The sequence below is a fragment of the Chelatococcus sp. YT9 genome (assembly GCF_018398315.1).
Lineage (GTDB): Bacteria > Pseudomonadota > Alphaproteobacteria > Rhizobiales > Beijerinckiaceae > Chelatococcus.
Window position 1 is genome coordinate 3,604,323 of sequence record NZ_JAHBRW010000001.1, and the last position, 21,200, is coordinate 3,625,522.

A 21,200-nucleotide genomic window follows, 5' to 3' on the forward strand; every position below is an offset into this window, starting at 1 on the left:
TCTCGGGGCCGCATATAGGAATGCGCCCCATGCCCGCCGCTTCCGCGCTCCGCCAGAACGACGTGAACCAAGACTAGTGGTGAGTTTCTGGTTCATCCGGACCTTTCTAGAAGGATCCGACAAACGATCCCAGAACAAGAATGGCGATCAGCGAAATGACTACGCCGACGATCACCGTCATGATCATGTCCTTGTAGCTTTCAGCATGCGTCAACTTGCTGATCTGCAGAAGCATCAGCACGGTGCCATTGTGAGGAAGTGCATCTAACGTTCCGGCGCTGATCACCGTTACCCGGTGCATCAGCGCGGGATCGATGCCGTACGTGGTCGCCAAGCTCAGGAAATGATCGCCGAGTGCGTTTAGCGCAATTGCCGAGCCTCCTGACGCGGTCCCCGTCAAAGCCGCCAGCGTGTTCATCGCCACAGTGAGCGAAATCAATGGGCCGCCAGGAATTGCGAGTACGGCATCTCGAACCTGCGCGAAGGCCGGAAGGGCTGCGATGATCGCCCCGAAGCCGACCAAGCTCGCGATCATGAGCATAGGCAGGGCCGCGGAATTCGCGCCTGCGTCGAGGCTCTCCATGAGATTGGGCATGCGGCGGAAGTTCACGAGGATGACGGTCAGGTTCGCAGCGGCGAGGGCCAGCATCACCGACCAGATACCACCAACCGCGCTGAAGTTAGTGGCCCCCCACGCCGGCTCCGACAGGAACGAGAAATCGAGGCGCGGAAGCACGACGAGCGCCATTAGAAAATTCACAACGATAACCACGACGAGCGGCAGCGCGGCCAACGCGAAAGGCGGGTAAGCTTCAGCCCTCTTCCCATGCTCAAGCTCGGCCGGATCGAAATCGCCCGTTGCCGTGGCCTGATCGCGCAGCTTCTGGTCGATCGGGGTAGGGACCTCGGCCTTAACGCCGAACCCTTCGCCCGCGAGCCTCGCCGCAGCCTCCTGGCGGGCGAGCCACCACAACCCGAAAGCGAGCGTGATCGCCGAGGCGATGATGCCGATGCCCGGAGCGGCGAAGGTCGTCGTTCCGAAATACGGCATCGGGATCGCGTTGTTGACCGAAGGCGTCCCTGGCAGCGCTGTCATCGTGAACGTGAACGCGCCGAGACCAATGGTGGCGGGCATGAGGCGCCGTGGAATATCGGCTGCCTCGAACATGCGCTGGGCCATCGGCACGAGGACGAAAAACGCGACGAATACGCTGACGCCGCCGTAGGTTACGATGGCTGACGCGAGCACGACGGACAGTATGGTCCTCTTGGTTCCCAGGCGCCGCGTCAGAAAATTGGCGATCGAGGCAATCGAGCCGCTATCGTCCATCAGCTTGCCAAAGAGCCCGCCCAGCAGGAATATGGGGAACCACTGGGCGACAAAACGCGCCGCCCCAGGCATGAAGGTCTGCGTCCAATGGGGGAGGATCGGCTCGCCAGCGATGAACGCCGCGGCGAGCCCAGCGAGTGGAGCCACCATCAGGACGCTCCACCCACGATAGGCAAGCCAGATCAGCAACGCTAACGCGACAAGGATCCCAATAAGTCCCACGGTTACTACTCCCTCGGAAGAAATCCAATGCTGCGCGTTGGGATGACTGATGCGGCTTCAACATCTCGGGCTCTTCGGTCGCCATTACCCCGTCGAACGGGCAATGCCGCCCTCGGTGGCGGGCGACACATGGCGCCTTCTGTTGCCTTCCGGCGTAGTCGCAGCCGAGGGCAATATGGGGATGAGCGCCTTGAACCCGTAAGCTCCGATCAGCATGAGCCAAGTCACGAGGACGAAGGCGGAAGTCAGTACCGGCATGCCGATCGGTTTCAGGAAAATCGCGACCGAAGCCCACAGCCACGTCGTCACAACGATGCCGAAGAGGGTATAGAGGGCGCTTTGCCAGGTGAGCACCAAGAAGAAGCCACCCAGTGCAATGGCAGTCAGGGCCGCGTTATATCCGAACAGACCGTCGCGGATCGCTCCTTCTGGTCCGCCGAACACCGCAGCCACCGCAGCCGCGAGAGCCGCCCCCAATAGGGCCATGCCTGCACTGATCCGGGAATTGACGGCAATGCCCAGAACGATGAGATATCCCGCAATCCAGTTGTCCTGGAAGAAGATCTGACCGATGGCATTGCCTATGCCCATGTACCAGGTTGGGAGGACGTAATCGACGACGGGAGCGTACTGGTCGGGCGAGACCGGCTTCGCCAGCGGGCCAGCCTCGATATTCGCGAATTTCAGCACGGCAAAGAGGAAGAGCCAGCCCACCAGTACGAACGGCATGGTCAATGCGGCGACCTTGTACGGCTGGAGCAAAGCACCGATCGTCGAGAAGACGATGCTCGTCATGGCCGCCGCGAAAATGATGTAGATGAGCATGTGCACCGAAGGCACGCTGCCGGTGCGGAAGTCCGCGCTTGTGAAGGCGACGAGCGCAAGGCCAACGAGCGCTCCATTGAAACCGAACAGTCCGTCGGCCACGAGACCGTCATCTGCTCGGAGCGCCTTCGCCGTCAACGTCGCGACGATGGCTCCCAGCAGGCAGATCACACCATAGATCCAGGAATTGAAGAAAAGCGCACCGACGATGATCAGGCCGGAAATCGGGTTGTTCTGGAAAACTACCTGTCCAACGCCGCGCAGAACATGGTCACCAAAGGCAATGATCGTGTTATTCTGAACCCGCTTCGTGTCCATGCAAGCCTCCTTCCGATGACAAGCGCGCGGGGGGTTGAACCGGCGGACGTTCACTTGCGCAATGATCTTCCATCCGAAACATGCGTGACGGCGCGACCTGGCGCCGCCGCGCCAAGCCGCCCGATGCCGGCACTCAGAACAGAAAGTAGCGTTGCGTCATGGGTAGCAAATGCGCCGGTTCGCAGGTTATCAGCTCGCCGTCGATCCGAACCTGATAGTTCTGCGGGTCGACCTCGATCTTCGGCGTCAGCGTATTGTGGATCATGTCCTTCTTGCGGATCCCACGTGTGCCCTTGACGGCAACGAGCTGCTTCTGCAGTTGCAGCTTGTCACCGACCCTGTCGTCGAAAGCCGCTTGAGAGACGAAGGTAACGCCCGTTTTGCCACGTGCTCGGCCGAGTACGCCGTACATTGGCCGGTAATGCACCGGCTGGGGTGTCGATATCGAGGCGTTGGGGTCTCCCATCGGCGCGGTGGCGATCATGCCGCCCATCAGCACGAGCGATGGCTTGACACCGAAGAAGGCAGACTTCCAGAGCACGAGATCGGCGCGCTTGCCGACCTCGATCGACCCAACTTCATGGGCGAAGCCATGGGTGATGGCCGGATTGATCGTGTATTTGGCGATATAGCGCTTGCAGCGGAAATTGTCGTTGCGCTCGCTATCCTCGGGCAGAGGGCCGCGCTGCACTTTCATTTTGTGAGCCGTCTGCCAGCAGCGCAGCGTCGTCTCGCCGATGCGGCCCATGGCCTGGGAGTCCGACGACATCATCGAGAAGGCACCGAGGTCGTGGAGGATGTCCTCAGCCGCGATCGTCTCTTTCCGGATCCTCGATTCCGCGAAGGCAACATCCTCTGGGATCTGGGGGCTCAGATGGTGGCACACCATCAGCATGTCGAGATGCTCGTCGATGGTGTTGATGGTGTAGGGCCGTGTGGGATTGGTGGAAGACGGCAGGACATTCTCCTCACCGGCGGCCGTGATGATATCCGGGGCATGGCCGCCGCCGGCGCCCTCCGTGTGGAACGAGTGGATGGCTCTTCCCTTCATGGCGGCGAATGTGTCAGCCACGAAGCCACTCTCGTTCAAGGTATCCGAGTGCAGAGCGACCTGGATATCCATCTCGTCAGCGACAGATAGGCAATTGTCGATAGCCGCCGGTGTGGTGCCCCAGTCCTCGTGCAGCTTCAGCCCGATCGCCCCGGCGCGGACCTGCTCGCGCAGGGGCTCTGGCAGGCTGGCATTGCCCTTGCCGAGCAAGCCGACATTGATCGGCAACTCCTCGATGGCTTCAAGCATCCGGTGAATGTACCAGGGACCGGGCGTTACCGTCGTGGCGAGGGTGCCGACCGAAGGACCGGTGCCGCCGCCAACCAGCGTGGTGGTGCCGCTCGTCAGCGCTTCCTCGGCCTGCTGCGGCGCGATGAAGTGGATGTGGGTATCGATGCCGCCTGCAGTGAGGATCTTGCCCTCGCCGGCGATCACATCCGTGCCCGGGCCGATGATGATCGTGATGCCTGGCTGAATGTCGGGGTTGCCAGCCTTGCCAATGCCGCTGATGCGGCCGTCCTTGACGCCCACATCCGCCTTCACGATACCCCAATGGTCGAGGATGATCACGTTGGTGATCACGAGGTCGGCAACCTCGGCGGCGTTCCGCTGGCTCTGGCCCATGCCATCGCGGATGACCTTGCCGCCACCGAACGTGACCTCGTCGCCATAGACAGTACGGTCCTCTTCGATTTCGATCACGAGCTCCGTATCAGCGAGCCGGACCCGGTCACCCTTGGTCGGGCCATAGAGCGAAGCGTAGTTCTCGCGGGTGATGCGTGCCATCTCAACCCTCCAGCTTTCCCATGACCTTGGCGTTGAAGCCGTAGACGACCTCGTCGCCGGCGAGCGCTACCAGCTCGACGGTACGCGCCTGCCCCGGCTCGAAGCGTACTGCTGTTCCTGCCGGGATGTTCAGGCGAAAGCCGCGGGTCTTCTCGCGGTCGAAGTGAAGTGCCGTGTTCGTCTCGTAGAAATGGTAGTGCGAACCGACCTGGATCGGTCGATCGCCCGAGTTCGCAACGTCGACAGACCGCGTCTCACGACCTGAATTGAGTTCGATCTCGCCATCCTCGATGAAGAATTCGCCCGGGATCATGGTGAAACCTCACGGAATAGGGCTATGGACGGTGACGAGTTTCGTCCCGTCCGGAAAGGTGGCCTCGACCTGGACATCGTGGATCATCTCTGGGACACCTTCCATGACGTCCTCTCGGCTCAACAAGGTTGCGCCGAAGGACATGAGCTCGGCAACCGTGCGGCCATCTCGCGCCCCTTCGAGGATAGCCGCCGAAATATAGGCGACCGCTTCGGGGTAGTTCAGCTTCAGGCCGCGTGCCTTCCTTCTTTCTGCCAGAAGTGCAGCAGTAAAGATGAGAAGCTTGTCTTTCTCACGTGGAAGAAGTTCCATGGCCTTCCCTCGCTTCAGCCAATGTTTCCGTTAAGTCGCCCAAATACGTGGCACGTTGGCGGTCTTACCCTGACACGACATTCGCAGCGTATCCCACGCTCGGGCGAAGAGGGACTTGCCGTCCGCAACCCGCGGGCCGAGATAGCGGCACACGACCACTTGTTCGAGCTGGCTGACGGAGAATACCCCCTTGCCACTATCCCCGATTGCGGCCCGCACGCGTTCGGCCGCGCCTTCGTCGACAGCGCCGGCATAGACCATGGTGCCCCAAGTCGGCTGTCCGGCGAGCGAGAAGGCGGCATGAACAATGGGGGATCCGCCGGCGAGCGCCATCCGCTCGAACCAGATCGGTTTGCCGAACCTTGAGATGGTAAGGCGCTGGCTGAGCCTACCCGTCTCAAAGCGCTCACGAGCCGCCGGCCGGCCCAGGCAGAGAAAGTCCCATCCCACGTAGCTTGCGTCGGATGCGAGAGAAACCTGAAGGTCGATATGCGCGTCAGCGCCGTCAAAGACGATCGTTTCCTGGGGCAAATACTCGCACACCGCACCAGGCCCCACGTCAATTCGGGTGGACTGTGTGCTGGCCCCGTGCTCGCTGCGATAGAATTTGGTCGCGGCGGGTGTGGTCATTAACGCGCGTGAATCAGCGGCAAGATGAAAATGGAGATTGAGTTGATCACCGCCGGCAACGCCCCCCGGGGGATGAAGGAGATAGACATGGCACGTTCCGTCCCTTTCCGGGTGAAAGGGACGCTGGACCACCAGCGGGCCATGATGGCGCCTGCGCATAAGCCGGGTCTTGCCAGCACTCGGCTCAAACCAGAGCTCGAGTGTTGCAACCCAATTTGTCGGCTGCGCCGTGTAGCGGGCGCGCGCTATCTGGGAGGCAGACAGCTGCGTTGGCTCCGCAGGAGGAATTGACATGAGCGCATTCATCTGTGGCTCATTCGCCAAATTATCCCAAAGTACTTACGCCGAAAATAGGAGGAGATCGGGCGAAACATATCGCATATGTCCATTGTTGCAGCAAATGAAATTGGCGGTTGACGCGCGGCACATCCGGCCGCCTGTGCTGGACGTCCCACGACTATACATTCCATCTCAGATCCCGCTTCGCCATGATCCATAGTATCGATGTAAGCCCGTTTTACGCGGCATCGAAATGACGACTGCCTGTTTACTGGTGCACTGGTGCGGCGCCGATATTTGCGCTAAACATAGGCTATCCTTTATCTTATCGGCTGGGCAGGACCTGTCCGGCTTGATTGCTGAAGGTTAACGGATATGGCGTCAGCGAGGGTGGGCAGACATGCTGAGAGCGATAGCCCTCAGGCGGGCATCGGAAGATGGCGTGGGCCATGGGACACCGTTCGGCCAAGCGGTGCTCCCCCATGACGAGCGCCATCTGCGCCGACGTGTGATCGAGCTGGCCGATGGCCAGCGGGTCCTGGTTGATCTCCCCGAGACGGTCGTGCTGTCCGCTGGCGACACGCTCGTGATCGAAGGTGGTGGAACTGTCGAAATCGCCGCAGCGAACGAGGCGCTCTATGCAGTTCGTGGGAAAAATCCCATTCATATAACAGAGCTCGCTTGGCATATCGGCAATCGTCACCTGGCCGCTGCGATCGAGGATGACCGGATACTGATCTTGCGCGATCACGTCATTAAGGCGATGCTTGAAGGGCTTGGCGCTGAGGTCGAGGAGGTCGAAGCGGAATTCAATCCGGTACGTGGTGCCTATTCCGGCCATAATCATGAGCGCGACCATAGTCACCGCCACAATGACGATCATGGTCATTCCGACCACCATCATGACCATGAGCACGTCCATACCAGTCATCATTCGCATTCGCACGCTCACGCCTCGCGCGATCCTCGGCATGATCGATGATGACCCGGCGAAATGCCTGCCTATCGTTCCCTGGTTAATCTGAGGGCTTTCACCCATGGCATCGAAGAATGGCCCTCTCCGCGTCGGCATCGGCGGCCCTGTCGGTTCGGGGAAAACCACACTCACGGAGAAATTATGCAAGGCGATGCGCGAGGATTTCTCCATCGCAGTCGTGACCAATGACATCTACACCAAGGAAGACGCGATGATCCTGGTGAGGCGGCAGGCGCTCTCCGAGGATCGCATCGTCGGCGTCGAGACGGGAGGTTGCCCGCATACGGCGATCCGTGAGGACGCCTCGATCAATCTTCAGGCTATCGCCGAGCTCAATCGGCGCATTCCCGATCTCGACGTCATCTTTGTCGAATCCGGCGGGGACAATCTGGCGGCCACCTTTTCGCCGGATCTCGCGGACCTCACGCTCTACGTCATCTCCGTTTGCCAAGGCGAAGAAATCCCCCGCAAAGGCGGACCCGGAATCACCCGTTCAGATTTCCTCATCATCAACAAGAGCGACCTCGCGCCTTACGTGAATGTGAATCTCGACGTCATGCAGGCGGATGCGGCGCGGATGCGCGGCAAACGGCCTTTCGGTTTCACCGACCTCTCGCGGAGCAAGGGGCTCGACGGTGTCGTCGATTTTATCATCGAATATGGCGGGCTAGCGGACAACCGGCGCAAGCAAGCCGGCTTGCAAACAAGCCAATCTTGAAACCAGCTGACTTGACCGGGATGTCATTGATGGACGCTGTTTCAGGCTTCTCGGGCGAGCACCACGCGATACCGCTCCATTTGCTGCGGCTGGTCAGCCAGGGGCTGCCTGTCGGCGGGTTCTCGTATTCCCGCGGACTTGAGGGGGCTGTTCAGGCTGGCTGGGTATCCGACGAGGCGACGGCCCGCGACTGGATTCTTGGCACGCTCCAGGCCAATGTCGCGCAACTGGATGGCGCTCTGTTCTGGCGTATGGCTCTCGCTTTGGAAGCCGGCGATACCGAGCGTTTTCGCGCGGCGGATGCGTGGCTGGCGGCAGGACGGGAAAGCCTTGAATTCCAGCGTGAGGATCGACGGCTGGGGGAAGCCCTCTTGCGCCTTCTCGCCGATCTCGATGTCGCCGCGGCCGCTGGCGTCCAGGGAGAGGGGCTGACCTATGCCGCCGCCTTTGCGCTTGCGGCCCATCACTGGCGTATTGCCCCGTTTCAGGCGTTAACCGGACTGCTCTGGATCTATGTGGAAGGGCAGGTGACCGCCGCCATCCGCCTCGTTCCGCTCGGTCACACCGCGGGCCAGCGCATTCTTATCGACGCGGTCGGAGCGATTGAAGAGGCGGCCGCTCTTGCCCGGTCCATTGACGATCAGGACATCGGCAACCTGGCTCCGGCTCTGGCGATGGCAAGCGCCTGGCACGAAAGTCAGTACAGCCGCCTTTTCCAGTCTTAGACGTGAGCTCGAAGTGCTTTAGAGAAGGGGAAACCAAATTCCTCTGAATATTGGCGGCTTCATATTGCCGATTATAAGGCCATCTTTGATTGTTGATATATCGATATCTTCTATTATATTGATAATTTTCCTATTTTCATAAACAGAAAATAAATCCGATTCGAGTATCCTTTTTGCATCGTCAATGCTGAATGCCGTGACACCGCAGCCGAGATTGAGAATGCAAGGCTCCTCTGTTTTCGAGAAAGAGAACCAATACCTGTGCAGCATGTCTCATGTCTCCTCTGCGATGACACGTCGCAATGCGTCGCCGGAAGATCGAGAATTATCCCCGCTGCAAAAGGGCATAATCCTTGACGAAGGCGTGTTCCGCACAAAGCTATTTGCTTTGCGACACATCGATTGCGTTGCCTGTGAGGCGTTTATTGCCTTGCCGCGCCTGCCGTAGCATACGGCCCTCGGCGCCCTTGAACTCCAGGGTCCAGCCGGTCTGCGGGTTAACACGAACCGAAATATCTCCGGCCTCGCGGCTTACGACGGCGCGGAACTCTCGCTTCCTACGCTCGAGGATAATCGGCCGCGCGGATCGTTCCGGGGTTTTCCTCAATCGGCAGAAAAATGAAGACGCAATCGTGCTTGCCCGGTTCGAGATTCTTAGGGCCGGCGAACAGGAGATAACCTATCAGCTCTCCCGTATTCGTACCAGTTCCAGGGTGGCCATCGTATGATATCCGCGAGCGGCGGTTCCGTCTGTTCGATCGCGGTCTGGCGTCTAGGCGTGAATGCGCACAGGAATTTGGTTTTAAGGGCAATTTTGGTGAGCGCGCTGGGGCTCGAACCCAGGACCTACTGATTAAAAGTCAGTTGCTCTACCGGCTGAGCTACGCGCTCCCTCAAGAAGGTGCCTTGAGATACGGTCTAGAAGGCTCCGGGTCAACCGTCTTGACGCGTTCCTGTGTGGAGAGCCCTAACGAAACCAACGCGGCTGCTGCTGCAACAGGCCGTCCAGGGCTCGCTGGCGTCCGCGCAAGCTCACGCGGCTTCCGCTGACAGCTGGCGCTGGGTAGGCAGTTTAGAGAGCATCGAGAGCATGCCCCGATCCTGAAGGATGACCATGCGCTCCTTCGGCTTGAGCCAGGCGCGGGCGTCCTCGATCGTCTCGGCGTCGATCAGCTTGGCGAGGGCCAGCGCGTGGTCGGCCTCGATCTGGCCGCGATGGCGCTTGAGCCCGCTCGGCAGGAGCATTTCATGCCAGGTGCGGACGTCTGCGTCGCGGTGGATTACCTCGAGCGCGTCGGCGTCGTCGAAGCCGTCGCGTTGGAACTCGGCGTTGAGCTCGCCCGCGCGCTCAGCGATGGGCGGGCGCACCGTTTCCTCGGGCGTCAGAAGCAACCCGGCGCGCTTTAGCGCCAGCCCGAGTGCCAGCGTACCGGTCGCCCACGAGATGGGGATGGCAAGTACCAGGCCGACGATCGTCGGTGACATCCAGCCGAACAGGGAGGGCGCGATCATGAAGGCGGAAATTCCGGTGATCACCCCGAGAATCGTGTGCATGCGATGCCGGCGCACTATATCCCGCAAGGGAATGGAACCGTCGTCGCGGCGTTGCGGCTGCCAGCCGGTGTCACGGCCGGCGATGATCTGAAACACGGCGCCAGACTGGATGAGCATCATGATAGGCGCCAAGAGCGCCGAGAGGATGATCTCCAGCAGGGAGGATATGATCAGGCGTAGGCCGCCGCCGCTTGCGCGCCTCTCGTGCTTGGTCAGCAGCATCAAGAGGAGACCGAACAGCTTCGGCGCGAGCAGGATGCCCATTGTCACCGCGAACAGGAACAAGGCGCGCTCGGGATCGAACCGCGGCCAGACCGGAAAGAGCGAGAATTCGCGCGTGAAATATTCCGGCCGGACGTAATGCGTCTGCCAGACCAGCACGATGCCGACCATCAACTGGAGGAGCCAGAGTGGCGAAGCGAGATAGGAGAAGATGCCTGTCGCGAAATGCTGCCGCGTCGCCAGTTTGAAGCCCCGCGCGCCAATGACGCGCGAATGCTGCAGGTTGCCCTGGCACCAGCGCCGGTCGCGCGCCGCAACGTCGATCAGCGAAGGCGGGCTTTCCTCGTAGCTGCCCGCCATTTCCGGAATCATGTAGACAGTCCAGCCGGCGCGGCGAATGAGCCCGGCCTCGACGAAATCGTGACTGAGGATATGGCCGCCGAATGGAGGCTTGCCCGGCAGGTCCGGCAAACCACAGTGAGCGGCGAAGGCGGCCGTGCGGATGATGGCGTTATGACCCCAGTAGTTGCCATCCTTGCCCATCCAGACCGCTAGACCCTTGGCGATGAGAGGACCATAGACACGGGCCGCGAACTGCTGGACGCGCGCGAACAGCGTGTTGCGGTTGATGATCATGGGCAGGCTCTGGATGATTCCAGCGTCCGGGTCGTTTTCCATGGCATGGGCGAGACGGACGATGCAGGAGCCAGTCATGAGACTGTCCGCGTCCAGAACCAGCATGTGGTCGTAGGCTCCTCCCCAGCGGGTCACGAAGTCAGCGATGTTGCCAGCCTTGCGATGCGTGTTCTTGACGCGGTGGCGATAATAGATGCGGCAATCGCTGCCGTAGCGGCGGCGGAGATCGAGGAATGCGCGTTCTTCCGCAAGCCAGATGTCGGGCTGCGTGGTATCCGACAGTATGAAATAGTCGAAATGCCGCCCGAGACCCGTATCCTCGACGGATTCCCGAATGGCGGCAAAGGCACTGAACACGCGCGCCGTTGATTCGTTGTAGATCGGCATGACGACCGCGGTGCGCCGTGTCAGTGCTTCAGGCAATGTGGCGCGGTCTCGCCGCGCGAACAGCAGTGTTGCGAAACCGAGCAGGGCGCTGGTGAAGGCAAGCGCTATCCACGAGAAATTGATGGTGAAGAGGACAAGCAGCACCCACTGCAGCACTGTGGTGCGGCTCACCGACACGACCTGATACATCTCCCAGGCGCCATAGCCGGTGAGGGCGGCGGCGCCGCCAAAGACAAGGATACGCGCGAGCCATGGCGCCCTGATGTTGTGTGGGGCGACGAAACGGCGCCGCTCTCCTTGCGACCAGGACCGCAACGACTGCGTCGGCATGGCGAGGCGTTTTTCCGCCGGCAGGGGATCGGTGGGCAGTCCTCCAGTCGTCTCATGGGTGCGCGCGGCATCCACCACCGTGATCTCCTGCGCGGAGGTGGTTTGCTTTCCGGAGGCCTTCGTCGCTGTTTCCAGCTCCTGGGGCAGGGGAGCGTCGGTCATCGTCAACTCGTTCAAGCCGTCCACCGATAAAGCCATGTCTCGCCCAATGGTTTCCCTGCGCTCTCTATGACGAGACGTAATTCGGAAGCGGGGTCCCCCCCTGGGTCCAGCTCAAATGTCGCTCTCAGTGTCTTGCGCTCGGGATAAGGCCAAAGTTGGAGCTTTGATATCTTGCCGGGCGTTGCGGTCACGGTTGCCTTCGCCTCGCGCAGCAGATTGGCGTCAGAGAACGCGTCTGCGCGGAAGTCGACCGCAAAGCGCGTCACGCGTCCTGAGCCTGTCTGACCGACGCGTGTGCCGGTCACAACGGCCATCGCCGGTCTCTCGGGCGGAGACCAGCACCAATAGAGACGACATGCAAAGCTGGCTTCGCTGCCTGCTGCCAGGGGCTCTTTTGGGCGCCAATAGGCAATGATGTTATCGTTGAGCTCTGAATCGGTCGGGATTTCGATGAGCTGCACCTGTCCTGCGCCCCATTCTCCCAGGGGTTCCAGCCAAAGGCTCGGCCGGCGGTCGAAGCGCTGCCGATCGTCCTGGAACGCCCCATAGTCGCGGTCACGTTGCAACAGGCCAAAACCGACCGGGTTTGTGTCCACGAAAGCCGAGATTTCGAGATTGCTTGGATTGCTGACGGGCCGCCAGATCCATTCGCCACGCCCATTGTGGATTTGCAGGCCTTTCACCTCATAGACAGCCACGCGCACGTCCGGCGTCGCCGCCTGATCATTCGGTCCGAAGAGGAAGGCGCCCGTCATGGCGCCGTAGCCTACATGATCAACCGCCGCACGCGGGTAGAGGCTGACCTCGAGGTCGGTGATCGTCATCTCACCGGGCCGCAGGGTGAAGCGTGCCGTGCCGGTCAGATTCTCGGAATCGAGAAGCGCGTTGATCACCATCGCGCCGGAGCCAGCTGTCGGGCGGTCGATCCAGAAGGCCCGGAAGAACGGCACTTCCTCGCCCCTGGTATCAGCAGGCTTGAGGATCAGCGTGCGGGCGAAGACACCGAATTCCTGGTTGCGCGCCCGCGCCCGGAAGAAAGTGGCGCCTTGGAAGATGGCCGCTTCCCAGCTACTGCCATTGCCGCCATCGGCGAGAACGCGAAAGCCCGAGAAACCGAGGTCCTGGTCCTCTGCCGGCGGCGGGACCTTCCCGAAGTCGAAGGCGTTGCGACTATAGCCGATACGCCGGATGATCCCGTCCTCGACCGCGAAGATCTGCACCCTGTTTCCATAGACGAAACCGCGATGCAGCGGCTCGACCGTGAACCCGCGCCCCTCGCGATGCCAGATCGCCGATTCGGGTTTGATGCGAATCCCAGCGTACTGGTCGAAGGGAAGCTTTGCGAAGGCGTCTGGCAGGTCGTTCGGTAGCGGCACGAACGGGCGAGTCGCAAGGAATTTCGCGACCTCCCCGATGCGCGCGGCGTCAAAGGATTTGCCGTCGCCCAGAATCTCCAGCGCGGCGTCGATCACATTTTGATTCTGCGCCTCCGCAGCGCTCGTACCGAAAAGGCTCGCAGCCGATGCGACGGCTCCAAGACCGATCATTTCACGGCGATCGAGCACAAGGCGATCAGTGGTGTTTGGGCACGGCTTTATCTCTGACACGACGGTCCACTGTTTCTTAGAGTGAGGAAGGCGCTTGGGGGGAGCGGGACTTCCAGCCGAGGCGGCTGACATTTAACATGGCTACCCATCGGGCCGCGAGGTGGATTCATGAATGCCGCGAATGAAGTTAGTCACCGAATATCGGCAAAGCTTTGACAGACACTTTAGAAACGGTCATCGGCTGTGGGTAGCCCCACCCTGGAAGGACGGTTGAGAAATGACGAAATCCGGTGAGCGCGCCTCCGCGCCCACTGCCAGCAAAAGCGATGAGCGCCGCTGTCTGGCAGTTGTCTTGGCCGCAGGCGAAGGCACACGCATGCGTTCCCGGCGTCCCAAGGTGCTCCACGAAGTCGCAGGCCGTTCTCTGCTCGCCCATGTGCTGACGACCATCACCGCCGCAGGCGCAGGCGAGATTGCCGTCGTTGTAGGGCCCGACCGCGCGGACGTGGCCGAGGCCGCTCGTCGGGTGTCGCCGGGCGCCCAGATCGTCGAGCAGCGCGAGCGCCTGGGGACGGCCCACGCGGTTCTTGCCGCTCGCACGGCGATTGCCCGTGGAGCAGACGACATCATAATTGCCTTCGGTGATACGCCGCTCGTGACGTCAGAGACATTTCGCCGGCTACGTGAAGCATTGGCCGGCGGTGCCGCGGTGGTTGTGCTGGGTTTCGAGGCGACCGACCCCACGGGCTACGGTCGGCTGGTGCGGGAAGGAGACAGCCTTCTCGCTATCCGCGAGCACAAGGATGCGACCGAGAGTGAGAGGGCGATCACGTTGTGCAACGGCGGCGTCATGGCGCTGGCCGGTGGCACTGCGATCGAACTTCTTGAGGCCGTTGGCAATGCCAACGCCAAGGAGGAATACTATCTCACGGATGTGGTCGGGATCGCCCATAGCCGTGGCCTCCCGACACGCGCGCTCACCGTGACCGAGGATGAGATTCAAGGTGTGAACGATCGCGCGCAACTGGCTCAAGCAGAAGCATCTTTTCAAGAACGGCTGCGCGGTGCGGCGCTGGCTATGGGCGTCACCTTGGTCGCCCCGGAGACGGTGTTTCTCGCGGCCGATACAGCCTTCGGCATGGATGTCGTCGTTGAACCGAATGTCGTGTTCGGACCGGGAGTCACGATCGGCGACGGCGCCGTGATTCACGCTTTTTCGCATATCGAAGGTGCGACGATAGGCGCAGGGGTATCCGTGGGCCCGTTCGCACGTCTAAGGCCTGGCGCTGATCTGGGCGAGGGGGCCCGCGTCGGCAATTTCGTGGAGATCAAGGCAGCTACCTTGGGCGCCGGCGCCAAGGTCAACCACCTGACCTATATCGGCGATGCCTCCATCGGCCCGGCGACTAACATCGGCGCAGGCACGATCACCTGCAATTACGACGGCTTCCGCAAACATCGCACCACGATCGGCGCCAACGCCTTTATCGGCTCGAATTCATCGCTGGTCGCGCCGGTGACGATCGGCGATGGCGCCTTTGTCGGCTCCGGATCCGTCATCACCGCCGATGTGCCGTCCGATGCCCTGGCGCTCGGGCGCGGGCACCAGGCCGTGAAGGAGGGGTGGGTACCTCTATTTAGGGATAAGTTCGGTCCAAAAGGGGATCATTGATCGCGTTTTGAGGCAGGACACAAACGTTTATGCAACTTGATTTGGTCAGACTGCCGCGCTTCTGCTAGCCCTCACGGGCTTGGATGGGGCTTTGTAGCGAGGTGGTCGGCTGATGTGCGGCATCGTTGGAATTCTCGGCCGTGGGCCGGTGGCGGGGCAGGTCGTCGATGCGCTGAAGCGGCTTGAATATCGCGGTTATGATTCGGCCGGCGTTGCCACGCTCGACGGCGGCCGGCTGGATCGTCGTCGCGCCGAGGGCAAGCTGCGCAATCTTGAAGAGAAGCTCGCCATTGCGCCGCTGCCGGGCGCCAGCGGGATCGGCCATACACGGTGGGCGACCCATGGTCGTCCGAACGAGACCAACGCCCATCCCCATGCGACGTCACGCATCGCGGTCGTCCACAACGGCATCATAGAGAATTTCCGCGAATTGAAGGCGGAGCTCGCTGCCGAAGGCCTGGTCTTCGAGAGCGAGACCGATACGGAGGTCGTAGCCCAGCTCGTCTCGCGCGAGCTGGAGCGCGGCCGTTCACCGGCCGATGCCGTGGCCGCCGTTCTACCACGGTTGAAGGGTGCTTTCGCCCTCGCCTTTCTTTTCACTGGCGAGGACGATCTGATGATCGGCGCCCGCCATGGCGCCCCGCTCGCCGTTGGCTACGGTCAGGGGGAGATGTATCTGGGGTCGGATGCGCTGGCGCTCGCGCCTTTCACGGACAGCATCACCTATCTCGAGGATGGCGACTGGGCGGTGCTGACTCGCGCAGGTGCGATCATTCACGATCACTCGGGGAAGGTTATCCGACGGTCGCGTCAGCAGATCGCTCAGAGTGCCTTTATCGCCGATAAGGGCAACCATCGTCATTTCATGGCCAAGGAAATCCACGAGCAGCCTGAAGTGGTCGGGCGAACCATCGCCCATTACGTCGACCTGGCGAGCGGCCGGGTAAAGCTGCCCGCCGACCTGCCTTTTGATTTCGGGAAGCTGAGACGCCTCGTCATTTCCTCCTGCGGGACGGCCTATTACGCCGGTCTCGTTGCCAAATACTGGTTCGAGCGCCTGGCGCGGCTACCCGTCGATATCGATGTCGCCTCCGAGTTCCGCTATCGTGAGATGCCGCTCGACGAAGGCGAACTGGCGCTGTTCATCTCCCAGTCCGGTGAAACCGCCGATACGCTGGCCTCCCTGCGGTATGCCAAGGGCGAGAAGCAGCACGTCCTTTCCGTCGTGAATGTGCCGACCTCTACGATAGCTCGCGAGAGCGACGTGGTGATGCCGACGCTCGCCGGGCCGGAAATTGGCGTGGCCTCGACCAAGGCCTTCACCTGCCAGCTCTCGGTGCTCCTGGTGCTTGCGATCGCGGCTGGCCGGGCACGTGGCGTTCTGTCGGAAGCCGAGGAACAGCGTCTCGTGGCCTCCCTCGTCGCGGTGCCGGGCGCCATGGCCGACAGCCTCGTTCATGAACGTGAGATCGAGCAGTTGGCCCGCGAGCTCGCGAAGGCCCGTGACGTCCTCTACCTCGGCCGGGGGCCGGCATTCCCGCTCGCGCTCGAGGGTGCGCTCAAGCTCAAGGAGATTTCCTACATCCACGCCGAGGGTTATGCGGCAGGCGAGCTCAAGCACGGCCCGATCGCGCTCATCGATGAGAGCATGCCGGTCATCGTGCTCGCTCCCCATGATGGCGTCTTCGACAAAACCGTATCCAACGTGCAGGAAGTGGCCGCCCGAGGCGGCAAGATCATCCTGATCGGCGAAGAGCGGGCGGTCGAGGAGACAGGTGTCGCCGCCTTCGCGTCTATCTGCATGCCTGCGCTGGACCCGATCATCGCGCCGATCGTTTATGCGGTGCCGGTGCAACTTCTCGCCTATCACACCGCGGTTGTGATGGGGAAGGATGTCGACCAGCCTCGCAACCTCGCCAAATCGGTGACCGTGGAGTAAGGCGACGGCGCCGCTGACCAGCCGAGCCTTTGTCACGCTGGCGTGATCTTACCGCACTGCAACAAGGCCGGAAAGCATGCTAACCTCGGTCCTCGCGGCCATGGCGTGCGCGTGGAGCGAGGACAGGCGCGGCGGAGAAGTGGGTGGCTGTGAATACCGGGGATCAAAACGAGAGACCGCTGAGTGACGCAGAGGGCGTGCTGCTTCCGAGTGCTCACGAGGTCGTGCGCGACATGTCCGCCCTAGGCGGTTCGACCACAATCGGCGCCCGCCTGAAAACCTATTTTTTCACAGGCCTTATCGTGGCGGGGCCACTCGCCATCACCGCCTATATCATCTGGTGGCTGGTGACTTTGGTGGATGGCTGGGTCAAGCCTTTGATCCCGCTTTCTTATCTGCCGGAGACCTATCTGCCCTTCGCCATTCCGGGGTTCGGCCTGATCGTGGCTTTCGTGGGATTGACGCTGCTCGGCTTCCTGACGGCCGGCCTTGTCGGCCGCACCCTGCTCGGCTTCGGTGAGCGGGTCCTGGCGCGCATGCCGGTAGTGCGTGGGCTCTACAAGGGCGTGAAGCAGGTCTTTGAGACTATATTTTCCCAGTCCGGCAGTTCCTTCCGCAAGGTCGGGCTGGTGCAGTTTCCAGCCCCGGGCATGTGGTCCATCGTCTTTCTCTCGGCACCGCCGTCGGAGGAGATGGCCTCGCATATGCCGGAAGCTGGTGACTATGTCAGTGCCTTCATGCCCTGCACGCCCAATCCCACGACGGGCTTCTTCTTCTTCGTGCCGCGCAAGGATCTGATCGAGGTGTCGATCAGCGTGGAGGACGCCGCCAAGCTGATCATGTCGGCAGGCATGATCCAGCCGGCAGCGAATGCTCAGGTCAAGCTCGCCCAGCTCGCGGAAGTCGCACGCCTCACTACCGATCCGGCTCTTGCGCAGCGGGCGATCGAAAAAGTGGATTAGCTTACAGGCATTCAGCCGGCACCCCGCAGCAGCCGGATCGCCTCGTCGCGCTCGAACAGATACAACAGGAAGCGCAACGCCTCCCCGCGTGACCCGGTGAGCTTCGGGTCCCTTTCGAGGATGAGACGCGCGTCGTCGCGAGCGGCCGCGACGAGGTCAGCATCCTGCTCGATCCGGGCGAGCTTGAAATCCGGAGCGCCGGACTGGCGCGTGCCGAGGATTTCCCCTTCTCCGCGCAGCTTCAGATCTTCCTCCGCAATGCGAAAACCATCCTCCGTCTCCCGGATGACGCCGAGGCGTGCCTTGGCGATCTCGCCGAGCGGCGCCTTGTAGAGAAGGAGGCAGCTAGACCGCTCCGCGCCGCGCCCGACGCGGCCCCTGAGCTGGTGAAGCTGGGCGAGGCCGAAGCGCTCGGCATGCTCGATCACCATGATCGTTGCTTCCGGCACATCGACGCCAACCTCGATCACCGTGGTCGCGACGAGGATGCGCGTCTCGCCGCGCTGGAACGCGCCCATCGCTGCGTCCTTGTCGCGGCCGGCCATCTTGCCATGGAGCAGGCCTACCTCGTTACCAAAGAACTGCTGGAGCATGGCATGTCGCTCTTCGACGGCCGCCACGTCGAGTGTCTCGGATTCGGCGACGAGCGGGCAGACCCAGTACACCCGTGCGCCCTGCTTCAGCGCGCGGCCGATGCCGGCCACGACCTCGTCGAGCCGATCGAGCGGCAGCGCGCGGGTGTCGATCGGCTTGCGGCCGGCAGGCTTCTCGCTGAGGATCGAGACATCCATGTCGCCGAAATAGCTCAGCACCAGCGACCGCGGGATCGGCGTCGCGGTCATGACCAGGAGGTCGACCGCCTCGCCCTTGGCGCCGAGCGCGAAGCGTTGGTGGACGCCGAAACGATGCTGCTCGTCGATGACGGCGAAGCCGAGATCCTGGAACGTCACGCCCTCTTGAAAAAGGGCATGCGTGCCGACAACGAGGTTGAGTTCGCCGCTGGCGAGCCTGGCGATGGTCTTGGCGCGCTCGGCGCCTTTGTCCCGCCCCGTCAGAAGGCCGACTTCGATGCCGGCTGCCGCGGCGAGCGGTGCGAGGCGCGCGTGATGCTGCCGGGCGAGGATTTCCGTGGGCGCCATCAATGCCGCCTGCCGGCCCGCCTCGGCGGCGTTTGCCATGGCCAGCAACGCCACCACAGTCTTGCCTGAGCCAACATCGCCCTGGAGCAGGCGCACCATACGGTGGGGGGAGGTGAGGTCGGCGCGGATATCGGCGACAGCCTTCTCCTGCGACGCCGTCAGCGCGAAGGGCAGATGCGATCGGATCGCATCGGCGAGGTGACCGTCAATGGCGAGGCTGCGCCCGGTCCGTCGGCGTCCTTGCGCGCGCATCAGGGCCAGCGCGAGCTGGGTGGCGAGCAGTTCGTCATAGGCTAAACGCCGTCGCGCGGGCGCCTCCGGCGCGAATGGCGCCATGTCGAGCGGGTGGTGCAGGGTCCTTAAGGCGGTATCGAAAGCAGGGAACTCCCGTGCCTGGACCCAGGCACTGTCCTGCCATTCGGGGAGTGAGGGCAGCCGCTCCAGCGCCTGGCTGGCGACGCGCGCGACAAAGCGAGCCGACAAGCCTTCAGTGAGGCCGTAGATGGGCTCTACCGGAGGGAGCCTGTCCGCCTCTTCGGCGTCGAGGATACGGTCGGGATGCACCATCTGGCGATGGCCGTCCCAGAGCTCGATTTTGCCCGATATGATGCGCTTGGCACCAAGCGGGAGCATCTTGTCGAGCCGCGCCTGCGTCATGTTGAAAAAGGCGAGCGTCACGTCGCCAGTCTCGTCTTCCACCACCACGCGGAAGGGCGCGCGGCTGCGCCCGGGCGGCGGGGGACGGTGCTCCGTCACCGTGACCTCCAGCGTCACCACTTCGCCCGGCACAGCTGCTGCGACCGTCGGCCTGGCGCGCCTGTCGATGCCGTTATGGGGCAGATGAAAGAGCAGGTCGATGACCCGCGCCTCCCCTGACGGGGCATCGAGCAGCCGCGTGAAGAGTTGGGCCATGCGCGGGCCGACCCCGCTCAGGGTCGATAGGGGTGCGAACAGGGGATCGAGGGGAGTCGGACGCATACGATGATAGGTGAGCCAGCTAGGTGAGAACAGCGACTCGTTCCTTATAGCGCAGGCATCACCGTGCGACGACCTTGCATCCGCGCATCGGCATGCCCCACCTGACAGGCGCCACGGATCGCCTTATACCAGGCTTCATCGGGTGAGGTGGAGATGATGATGAACGACGAAAGTGACGCGCATGCGGTCCGGCTACGGCGCCTGAAGTTTCGCGCCTGGCATCGGGGGATGCGTGAGATGGACCTGATCTTTGGCCGTTTCGCGGATGCTCGGCTCGCCGAGCTCGACGAAGCCGATCTTGCCGCTTTCGAAGCCCTGCTCGACGAGCAGGACAAAGACATTTTCTCATGGTACTGCGGAGAGGTTTCCGTGCCCCCGCACTACGACACCCCTCTGTTCGCCAAGCTGCGCGCTTTCCCTGTCCACCGGATGTAAGCGGCAACGCGCAAGATGACAGCCAATTCTTTAGCTGCCGGGTTATTGACATGGCAATGACAGATGTGCCTACTTGCGAACTTAGTAGCTTAACTGGAAGGGCTATTTGTAGTTTACTAATTTTATGATTTCGATTTACTCATATCCATCGGAAATATCTAATATAATAGAGATAATTCCATGGCTGAAATAATTTTTTCATATAAAGATAGTTATATGTTCAGTGATTTATTCAACAATAAAAAGTTGAATCCGCCTCGCGTAGTAAATCGTTTAACATTGGTCGCGCATGGAGTCGGTGGATCAGTTCTGATTGACGGCGTGAGAATGAATGCGATGGATTTTTTCAGTTTTTCCCGTCGCTTTATTGATCCAAATGATCTTGATTACATTAGGTTGGAGAGTTGCTATTCCACCTGGGGTGGGGGCTCTTCCTTTGCATCGGAATTATCGAAAATATTCGAAAGAGGATATGTCAAGGGTTATATGAGACAAGTGTGGGTGTGGAATATACCGGACCAAGTTTTTAGTAATATGCAGCAGTATGGATTGAAGGGCGCGAGCGTAATGTTAACTAAAGAAATTATGCTGGGTTATTCGATTGCGAAGGGATACGCCGATTTTCACTCGATGGTATTTCGCAGGGGGAGGGTGATCAAAGAAAGAATATTGAACCCTTATATCTAAGGTCCGTTTCGCTTAGAATTCAGAGCTGGCTGACGTAGACTCGATTTGCGGTCACCAACTAAGGA

17 protein-coding genes and 1 tRNA gene are annotated in these 21,200 nt (G+C 61.3%); 8 read left to right on the forward strand and 10 right to left on the reverse strand.

The window, feature by feature from the left end:
• Positions 1-106: 106 nt before the first annotated feature.
• The 6 genes from KIO76_RS16660 to KIO76_RS16685 all read right to left on the reverse strand — a co-directional run bounded on the left by KIO76_RS16660 (position 107) and on the right by KIO76_RS16685 (position 6,081).
• Entirely contained in the window at positions 107-1,552 is a 1,446-nt protein-coding gene (locus KIO76_RS16660) for a GntP family permease (RefSeq protein WP_213324307.1), read from the reverse strand.
• 84 nt (positions 1,553-1,636) lie between these two features.
• Positions 1,637-2,695 (reverse strand): urea transporter, encoded by a 1,059-nt coding sequence (locus KIO76_RS16665; protein ID WP_213324308.1) that lies wholly within the window; start codon positions 2,693-2,695, stop codon positions 1,637-1,639.
• Between the two features lie 133 nt (positions 2,696-2,828).
• Positions 2,829-4,532 (reverse strand): urease subunit alpha, encoded by a 1,704-nt coding sequence (gene ureC, locus KIO76_RS16670; protein ID WP_213324309.1) that lies wholly within the window; start codon positions 4,530-4,532, stop codon positions 2,829-2,831.
• Between the two features lies 1 nt (position 4,533).
• Positions 4,534-4,845: an urease subunit beta gene (locus tag KIO76_RS16675; RefSeq protein WP_213324310.1), complete on the reverse strand. Its 312-nt coding sequence runs from the start codon at positions 4,843-4,845 to the stop codon at positions 4,534-4,536.
• Positions 4,846-4,854: 9 nt separating this feature from the next.
• A complete protein-coding gene (gene ureA, locus KIO76_RS16680) occupies positions 4,855-5,157 on the reverse strand; it encodes an urease subunit gamma (RefSeq protein ID WP_213324311.1) in 303 nt (100 codons plus the stop codon).
• A 30-nt stretch (positions 5,158-5,187) separates the two neighbouring features.
• Positions 5,188-6,081, reverse strand: coding sequence for an urease accessory protein UreD (locus KIO76_RS16685; protein ID WP_213324312.1), 894 nt, complete (start codon positions 6,079-6,081; stop codon positions 5,188-5,190).
• A gap of 385 nt (positions 6,082-6,466) precedes the next feature.
• Between KIO76_RS16685 and KIO76_RS16690 the strand changes: the two genes are divergently transcribed.
• From KIO76_RS16690 to KIO76_RS16700, 3 genes are read left to right on the forward strand one after another with little or no spacing between them, the layout of a single operon-like run.
• A complete protein-coding gene (locus KIO76_RS16690; RefSeq protein WP_213324313.1) occupies positions 6,467-7,048 on the forward strand; it encodes an urease accessory protein UreE in 582 nt (193 codons plus the stop codon).
• Positions 7,049-7,103: 55 nt separating this feature from the next.
• Positions 7,104-7,760, forward strand: a complete 657-nt coding sequence (ureG, locus tag KIO76_RS16695) for an urease accessory protein UreG (RefSeq protein WP_213324314.1) — start codon at positions 7,104-7,106, stop codon at positions 7,758-7,760.
• A 29-nt stretch (positions 7,761-7,789) separates the two neighbouring features.
• Positions 7,790-8,485 carry an urease accessory protein UreF gene (locus tag KIO76_RS16700; RefSeq protein WP_213324315.1) on the forward strand — a complete coding sequence of 232 codons (696 nt, stop codon included), beginning with the start codon at positions 7,790-7,792 and terminating at the stop codon, positions 8,483-8,485.
• A gap of 815 nt (positions 8,486-9,300) precedes the next feature.
• Here the strand turns inward: KIO76_RS16700 and KIO76_RS16705 are convergent.
• The 3 genes from KIO76_RS16705 to KIO76_RS16715 all read right to left on the reverse strand — a co-directional run bounded on the left by KIO76_RS16705 (position 9,301) and on the right by KIO76_RS16715 (position 13,323).
• Positions 9,301-9,376, reverse strand: a tRNA-Lys gene (locus tag KIO76_RS16705).
• Between the two features lie 141 nt (positions 9,377-9,517).
• Positions 9,518-11,689 (reverse strand): glucans biosynthesis glucosyltransferase MdoH, encoded by a 2,172-nt coding sequence (mdoH, locus tag KIO76_RS16710; RefSeq protein ID WP_502761890.1) that lies wholly within the window; start codon positions 11,687-11,689, stop codon positions 9,518-9,520.
• Positions 11,690-11,787: 98 nt separating this feature from the next.
• Positions 11,788-13,323 carry an OpgD/OpgG family glucan biosynthesis protein gene (locus KIO76_RS16715; RefSeq protein ID WP_249729623.1) on the reverse strand — a complete coding sequence of 512 codons (1,536 nt, stop codon included), beginning with the start codon at positions 13,321-13,323 and terminating at the stop codon, positions 11,788-11,790.
• Between the two features lie 277 nt (positions 13,324-13,600).
• On the opposite strand from KIO76_RS16715, the gene glmU reads away from it, so the two are divergent.
• The 3 genes from glmU to KIO76_RS16730 all read left to right on the forward strand — a co-directional run bounded on the left by glmU (position 13,601) and on the right by KIO76_RS16730 (position 17,896).
• Positions 13,601-14,995, forward strand: coding sequence for a bifunctional UDP-N-acetylglucosamine diphosphorylase/glucosamine-1-phosphate N-acetyltransferase GlmU (gene glmU / locus KIO76_RS16720; protein ID WP_213324317.1), 1,395 nt, complete (start codon positions 13,601-13,603; stop codon positions 14,993-14,995).
• A gap of 112 nt (positions 14,996-15,107) precedes the next feature.
• The gene (glmS, locus tag KIO76_RS16725) at positions 15,108-16,934 is read left to right on the forward strand and encodes a glutamine--fructose-6-phosphate transaminase (isomerizing) (RefSeq protein ID WP_213324318.1); all 1,827 of its coding nucleotides are present in this window, start codon (positions 15,108-15,110) and stop codon (positions 16,932-16,934) included.
• 233 nt (positions 16,935-17,167) lie between these two features.
• Complete coding sequence (locus KIO76_RS16730) at positions 17,168-17,896, forward strand: DUF502 domain-containing protein (RefSeq protein ID WP_213325307.1); 729 nt, start codon at positions 17,168-17,170, stop codon at positions 17,894-17,896.
• A gap of 11 nt (positions 17,897-17,907) precedes the next feature.
• Here the strand turns inward: KIO76_RS16730 and recG are convergent, their stop codons facing one another.
• Positions 17,908-20,013, reverse strand: a complete 2,106-nt coding sequence (gene recG, locus KIO76_RS16735; protein ID WP_213324319.1) for an ATP-dependent DNA helicase RecG — start codon at positions 20,011-20,013, stop codon at positions 17,908-17,910.
• Positions 20,014-20,172: 159 nt separating this feature from the next.
• Between recG and KIO76_RS16740 the strand changes: the two genes are divergently transcribed.
• Both KIO76_RS16740 and KIO76_RS16745 read left to right on the forward strand, forming a co-directional pair.
• On the forward strand, positions 20,173-20,448 hold the full coding sequence (locus KIO76_RS16740) for an FAD assembly factor SdhE (RefSeq protein WP_213324320.1): 276 nt from the start codon (positions 20,173-20,175) through the stop codon (positions 20,446-20,448).
• Between the two features lie 180 nt (positions 20,449-20,628).
• Positions 20,629-21,135 carry a hypothetical protein gene (locus KIO76_RS16745; RefSeq protein ID WP_213324321.1) on the forward strand — a complete coding sequence of 169 codons (507 nt, stop codon included), beginning with the start codon at positions 20,629-20,631 and terminating at the stop codon, positions 21,133-21,135.
• The last annotated feature ends 65 nt before the right edge of the window (positions 21,136-21,200 follow it).